Below are 1,409 nucleotides of genomic sequence, written 5' to 3'. Positions count from 1 at the left end.
ATCACCAGAAGTACAAACTCCGGTCCGTCTCCTCGCTCATGGACGCGTTTGAGGCGACGGGATACGGCGACGAGGAGTTGCGTGAGTCGCCAATCGCCGCCAAGCTGAACGGGTACGCCGCCGGACACGATGTTGGTGTTGCCGAGGAACTTCCGACACCCGATCGCAGGACGGCATAGACACAACGGATCTGTTGACGACGGACAGCGCCGTCAACGAGGAGCGGTCACACAGCGGACGCGGCTCTCTGGCGGCGACGGTTCCGACACGGTAAGGCCTGTACCGCTTGATCGAGACGCGGTCGCACGGTTGTTACCTCGTCCCCGGAGCGAAGCGGCCACCGTCGCGGGAACCCAATCTGTGTCGGTGAGTCCGTAGGCTTTCACCTGTCACGCATTAAACGACGCATGTGTCTCAGGACAAGTCCCATCAGTCCGTTACCGGTCTCGATGTGCTCATCTCCGGCGGATCGATGGGCGGACTCTTCACGGGGATTGCGCTCGCGCGGTCGGGTCACCGGCCGACGATCTACGAGCGGTCGGCAGGTGTGCTCGAAAGCCGCGGCGGCGGTATCGTCGCCCAACAGAACATCCGCCGGTTCCTCAGCGATCACGATATCGTTGACCCGGAGGAGATCACGACGCGGTCTCACGAACGTCGGTTTCTCACCGAGAGTGGGGACGTCGAACGCGCCGTGTCCGAGACGATGGTGTTCACGTCGTGGGACGCGCTCTATCGACGGCTCCGCGACGCCTTCCCCGACGAGCAATATCGGACGGGGACGGAGGTCGTGGCTGTAGAGCCCGAGACGGCCACCGTTACGACTGATGAGGGGACGGAACGGACGGGTGACGTGGTCGTCGCCGCCGAGGGTGGTCAGTCGACGACGCGAGCTCAACTCCATCCCGACGTGAAACTGGAGTTCGCATCATACGTCGCGTGGCGTGGCGTCGTCGAGGAAGCAGGCCTTCCGGCTGCGTGTGTCGAGGCGTTCGACGGGACGTTCACGTTCTTCCAAGGTGCCGACCAACTCATTCTCGCGTACTTCATTCCGGGCCCGAACGGCGAGACTGAGCCGGGGTCGCGTCGGCTCAACTGGGTGTGGTACGACACGCTCGACGGTCGGGATCGGGATGCGATATTCACGGACACGACCGGTACCGAACGGCGGTTCTCCGTTCCGCCGGGTCGGTTACGCGATCAGGTTCATCACCGACAGCGCGAACGCGCGGGGACACTCCCACCCGTGTTTGAGACGCTCGTCAGCGAGACACCCGACCTCTTCGTACAGGTGATTTACGACCTGACGGTGCCGACGATGGTCGCAGATCGGGTGTGTCTGCTCGGTGACGGCGCGTTCGTTGCCCGCCCACATACGGCAGCTGGGACTGCGAAGGCGGCAGGGGATG

Annotated in this window: 1 protein-coding gene and 1 pseudogene; both read left to right on the top strand. The window is 63.7% G+C overall.

All coding sequences use genetic code 11. The features are described from left to right. Positions 1 to 179, top strand: a pseudogene (locus U4E84_RS17375) (peptide methionine sulfoxide reductase); the annotation flags it as partial. A 293-nt stretch (positions 180 to 472) separates the two neighbouring features. After that, the coding region (locus U4E84_RS17370) for an FAD-dependent monooxygenase (protein WP_322533347.1) at positions 473 to 1,409 on the top strand (937 nt) is incomplete at its 3' end.

Origin of the sequence: Halorubrum sp. AD140 (assembly GCF_034497445.1) — an archaeon.
Taxonomy (GTDB): domain Archaea; phylum Halobacteriota; class Halobacteria; order Halobacteriales; family Haloferacaceae; genus Halorubrum.
Note: the sequence above shows the minus strand (reverse complement) of the source record. Positions and strands in the feature narration are given on the sequence as shown.